The sequence below is a fragment of the Lysobacter xanthus genome (genome assembly GCF_047159895.1).
Map to the genome: position 1 here is coordinate 1 of NZ_BAAGAB020000106.1, position 5,022 is coordinate 5,022.

At 72.2% G+C, this 5,022-nt stretch carries 6 protein-coding genes; 3 read left to right on the forward strand and 3 right to left on the reverse strand.

Translation table 11 applies throughout. From position 1 onward, the window contains the following. Positions 1-85 precede the first annotated feature (85 nt). Positions 86-1,294, reverse strand: a complete 1,209-nt coding sequence (locus ACY35P_RS14835) for an alpha/beta hydrolase (RefSeq protein WP_462116608.1) — start codon at positions 1,292-1,294, stop codon at positions 86-88. A gap of 230 nt (positions 1,295-1,524) precedes the next feature. Next, entirely contained in the window at positions 1,525-1,995 is a 471-nt protein-coding gene (locus tag ACY35P_RS14840) for a YehS family protein (protein ID WP_462116613.1), read from the reverse strand. 128 nt (positions 1,996-2,123) lie between these two features. Between ACY35P_RS14840 and ACY35P_RS14845 the strand changes: the two genes are divergently transcribed. Next, positions 2,124-2,642 carry a type 1 glutamine amidotransferase domain-containing protein gene (locus tag ACY35P_RS14845; RefSeq protein ID WP_462116609.1) on the forward strand — a complete coding sequence of 173 codons (519 nt, stop codon included), beginning with the start codon at positions 2,124-2,126 and terminating at the stop codon, positions 2,640-2,642. Between the two features lie 45 nt (positions 2,643-2,687). Here the strand turns inward: ACY35P_RS14845 and ACY35P_RS14850 are convergent, their stop codons facing one another. After that, positions 2,688-3,785 carry a serine hydrolase domain-containing protein gene (locus ACY35P_RS14850; RefSeq protein WP_462116610.1) on the reverse strand — a complete coding sequence of 366 codons (1,098 nt, stop codon included), beginning with the start codon at positions 3,783-3,785 and terminating at the stop codon, positions 2,688-2,690. 133 nt (positions 3,786-3,918) lie between these two features. On the opposite strand from ACY35P_RS14850, the gene ACY35P_RS14855 reads away from it, so the two are divergent. Then, positions 3,919-4,449, forward strand: a complete 531-nt coding sequence (locus ACY35P_RS14855; protein ID WP_462116611.1) for a lipocalin family protein — start codon at positions 3,919-3,921, stop codon at positions 4,447-4,449. 107 nt (positions 4,450-4,556) lie between these two features. Further along, the coding region (locus ACY35P_RS14860; RefSeq protein ID WP_462116612.1) for a hypothetical protein at positions 4,557-5,022 on the forward strand (466 nt) is incomplete at its 3' end.

A 5,022-nucleotide genomic window follows, 5' to 3' on the forward strand; every position in this document is an offset into this window, starting at 1 on the left:
CGACCTGGGCCGCGTGCTCGACCGGGCACGCGCACCGCGCGCCTGACCGGCGCCGCGAATCCGCAAGGATCCGCGGCGCGCGGGGTCAGCGCGGCGCGGCCGGCGTCGCGGTCGCGGGGGTGGACGCCGCCGTCGGTGCCGCGGGCGCCGTCGTCGACGCAGCGGAGCCGAAGGCCGACTTCAGGCGCTCGCCCACCTGCTGCTGGGCCTGCTTCGCCTTGTCGACCACCGCGCCCATGCCGAAGAACTCGTGCGTCACGCCGTCGAACTTGAGCACGTCCACCGCTGTGCCGGCCGCCTGCATCTTCTGCGCGAGCATCTCGCCTTCGCTGCGTAGCGGGTCGATCTGCGCCAGCACGAACGTGGCCGGCGCGAGGCCGCCGAGGTTCGGCTGCTTCACGAGCGCAATGCGCGGATCGGAGGCCTTCGCCATGTCCCCGAGGTAGTTCTTCGCGAACCATTCCATCATCGGCTTGTTGAGCGGCTTGGCGTTCGCGTTCTCGACGTAGGACGCGGTGTTCATGTCGTCGCCGGCGACGGGATACACGAGCACCTGCGCGACCGGCGCCTGCAGCTTCTGATCGCGCGCGGCAATGGCGATGTTGGCCGCCATGTTGCCGCCGGCGCTCTCGCCCACGAGCGCCACCTTCGACGCGTCGCCGCCGAACGATTTCGCATTGGCGAGCACCCACTTGTACGCGGCGAGGGTGTCCTCGTGCGCGGCGGGGAACATCGCTTCCGGGCCCTGGCGGTAGTGCGTGGAGACGACGACCGCGTTCGCGGCGTTGGCGACCGCGCGCGGGCTCGCGTCGTAGGTGTCGAGGTCGGCGATGACCCAGCCGCCGCCGTGGATGTACAGCACCACTGGCAGTGCAGTCCCCGGCTTGGCGCCGTTCGGCCAGTAGATGCGGATCGGAACCGCGCCGCCGGGGCCCGGGAACGTGCGGTTCTCGACCTTGCCGACGGCCTCCGGCGCGGTCGGCTTGCCCTGCGCAGTCAGCAGCGCCTTCACCGCGTCGGCCGGCGTCGGCTGCCGACGTGCCTCGGCGGCGTCGAGCGATTCGATCGGCTTGCCGCCGAGCTTGCCGAGCTGGTCGAGCACGGCCTGCATCTGCGCATCGGCTGCCGGCGGCTGCGCTGCGGCCGTTGCGGGCGTCGCCGGAGCCGCGGGCGTCGCCGCGGTCGGGGCGGAGGTCGGTGCCGACGCGTCGGTGGCCGGTCGCTGGCAACCGGCCGCGAACAGGGACGTCGTCGCGAGGGCGATCAGCGTGGAACGGAGGACCGGACGGGACATGGCGACACCTGCAACGGGGAAGTCGGGCGACATTGGGCGTGCCCGGGTGCAGGAACCGTGAGTCGTTCAGCTGGGGTGGCGGCCGGTGTCGCGCGCAGGGCCGCGCGATGCGGGGCCCCGCATCGGTCCGCGGCGGCGCGCCGCTTGCGCCCTGCGCACGATCCGTACTGCTCCGGCGTCGTCGCCACCCGCCCCCGACGCGATGACGCGACGGCGCGCGCGGCCTGCGTTCAGCCGCCGCGCACGCGCAACGTCAGGCCGCGCAGGAAGTAGCGCAGCAGCTGGTCGCCGCAGAGGCGGAAGTTCTTGTGCCCCGGCTGCCGGAACAGCGCCGACAGCTCGGGCTTGGAGATCGGATGGCCTGCGGCCTCGAAGATCGCGTGCAGGTCGACGTCCTTCAGTTCGAACGCCACGCGCAGCTTCTTCAGCACCGCATTGTTGTTGACGCGCTTCTCGGGCGGGCGCGGCGTAGCGTCCTCGCGCGGGCCGCGACAGTGCAGCACGAGCCCGTCGAGGAACAGCCCCAGCAGCCGATCGTCGAACGGCGCATAGCCGGGCTCGTCTTCCTTGCGCAGGAACGCCTGCACCTGCTCGCGGTCGAGCTCCACCGACGGGTCCGCCATCTGCACGAGGTTCGCCACGTGCACGTCGCCGAGGTCGAGCATGTAGCGCACGCTGCGCAGGACATCGTTGTTGATCATCGGCATGGGACAGGCACTGCAGGACGGACGCGGGGCTGCACTTTAACCGCTGGTCGCCTGCGGCCCCGCTTCACGACCGCGCCACCGGTCGGCGCCTAGCGTCCCGGCGTCCCCCACGGAGCCGGCCCATGAAGCGCATCGCCATCCTCGCCACCGACGGTTTCGAGCAGTCGGAACTGACCGGGCCGCTCGACGGCCTCCGCCAGGCCGGCTTCCGGGTCGACGTGGTCTCGCCCAAGGGCGGCGAGATCCGCGGCTGGTCCGGCAAGGACTGGGGCGACACCGTGCCGGTCGACGTGGAACTCGCGCAGGCGAAGCCCGACGACTACGACGCGCTGGTGCTGCCGGGCGGCGTCATCAATCCCGACCAGCTGCGCGTGCAGCCCGCGGCGGTCGACTTCGTGCGCGCCTTCGACGGCGCCGGCAAGCCGCTCGCAGCGATCTGCCACGGGCCGTGGCTGCTGGTCGAAGCGGGCGCCGCGAAGGGCCGCCGCGTCACCTCGTGGCCGTCGGTGCGCACCGACCTGCAGAACGCCGGTGCCACATGGAGCGACGAGGCGGTGGTGCGCGACGGCCACCTCATCACCAGCCGCAAGCCCGACGACATCCCCGACTTCACCCGCGCGGTGATCGACGCGCTCGCCTGAGCATCGATTCCACGCGGCGCATCCACCGGCCGTGGTCGCACGCGATCAGGGGGCGACCGGTTCGATCCGCAGCAGCGCCTCGCCGATGCGGCCGAGCGCCGCGCCGTCCATCCGCGTGTTGTTCAGCAGCACCACCGTGCGGCCGTCGTCGGCGCGGACCACCAGCGACTTGTAGGCGCCGTTCGAATTGCTGTTCCAGCTCATGCGGTGCATCGCGCCGTCGATGCGCCGCAGGCGCACGCGCCCGCCGTAGGCGTAGTCCTGCTCGGGCACGTTGACGTGCCACAGCGCCTCGCGCGAGGCCGGCGAGAGCAGGCGCCCGCTGTAGACGCCGTCGAGCAGCCGCATCACGTCGGTCGCGGTGGCGTACAGGCCGCCGATCGGACCGAGGAATTCCGGCACGGGCGCGAGCGTCGCGGCCGGCATCGGTACCGGTTCGGGCCGCAGCGTCGAGTAGGCGTGCGCGGCATGCGCGACCGTGTAGAAGTCCGCGGGCATCAGGCCGCTGTCGCGCAGCCGCAGCGGGCGGAGCACGAGGTCGTCCACGTTCTGCCGGTACGAGCGGCCAGTGACGCGTTCGATCACGGCGAGCACGACCAGCCAGTTCGAATGCGCGTAGTCGAAGCGGGTGCCGGGTTCGAACGCGAGGGGACCGCTGGCATAGCGCGACAGGGCGACGGCGTTGCTCTGCCCGGCGAAGATGGCCAGGTCGCCGTTGCCCGCCTTGAGCGCCGCGGCGAGGTCGTTCGGGATGCCGCTGGTATGCGACATCAGGTGATGGAGCGTCACCTTCGCGCCGTTGGCGGGCGCGTAGTCCGGCAGGTAGGTCGACACCGGCACGTCGAGCGCGAGGCGGCCCTGGTCGACGAGCCGCAGCACCACCACCGAGGCGAGCCACTTCGAGAACGAACCGGTCTGGTACCGCGTGGCAGCGCTCGCCGGCACGCCGCGCTCGGCGTCCTCCGGGCCGTAGGCACGCAGCAGTCGCACGCGACGACCGTCGCCGACGAGCATCACGCCGTCGAAGTGCTCCTGCGCCGCGACGAGGTCGGCGAGCGCCTCCAGTGCGCGGTCGCGGGCGGACACGATGCCGGGCGCACACAGCGCGAGCACGAGGAGGAGCAGGGCGAGGCGGCGGGACATCGGAATCCGGCGCGGAGGGCAGGCGCGCAGGCTACCGGATCGCGGGGCGTGCGCCGTCGACCGTGCTTCGTTCACCGCGCTGCCGGGCGCGGGCGGCGAAGATGGACGCCCCGTCGCTTCGCGCAGGTCCGCCATGAACCGCCTCGCCCTGCTGCTCGTGCTGTCGATGCTCGCCGCGCCCGTGGCGCGGGCCGTCGAGCCCAATCGTGCCGTCGCGCACGTCGACCTGCAGCGCTATGCGGGAACCTGGTACGAGCAGGCGCGGCTGCCGATGTTCTTCCAGCGCGACTGCGCGCGCGATACGTCGGCCACCTACACGCTTCGCGACGACGGCCGCATCGACGTCGTCAACCGCTGCACCACCGCGCAGGGCGGCATGAAGGTCGCGACGGGCGTGGCACGCCGCGTCGACGGCAGCACGTCGCGCCTGCAGGTGCGCTTCGCGCCGCGCTGGCTCGGATTCCTCCCGATAGTCTGGGGCGACTACTGGATCGTCGGGCTCGACGACGACTACCGCTGGGCGATCGTCGGCTCGCCGGATCGCGATTACCTGTGGCTGCTGTCGCGCGATCGCGTGCTCGATCGCGGCGTGCGCGATCGCCTCGTCGAACGCGCACGTGCGATGGGGTATCCCGTCGAGCAGCTGGTGTTCGCGCAGCCTTGAGGCCTCGCGGCCGCTTGCCCCTGCATCGCGCACACGACACCCGGTTTGCACGCGCGGGCCGATAGGGTTCGCCCGCGACCTGTGTCGCCCCTCCCAAGGACCCTCCCATGCAGAATTCGAAGAAGGCTTCCCTCGTCGCCACCGCCACCATCGCCCTGGCGCTGGCCGGTGCGGTCTCCGCGCAGACGATCCCGGCGACCGATCCGTCGGCCCCGAGCCCGACCACCACCGGCACCGGCGGCACCGATGCCACCACCGGCACGATCAACGGCTCGACGCCCACCACCGGCACCGCGGACGCGAACACCGCCGCCATCGGCGCCGACACGACGGCCACGACCGACACGGCGACCGGCGACATGGCCGCCACCGCCACCGCCGCCACCGACACGCCGCCGACCGATACCTCGGTTGCGCCGACGACCGACACCACCGACACCACGGTCGCCACCGCCGACACGCAGCCGGTCGAGCACGAGCGCCGTGGCTTCGACTGGGGCTGGCTGGGCCTGCTCGGGCTGCTCGGCCTGATCCCGCGCAAGCAGAAGGTCGTCGAGACGCATCGCGAGACCC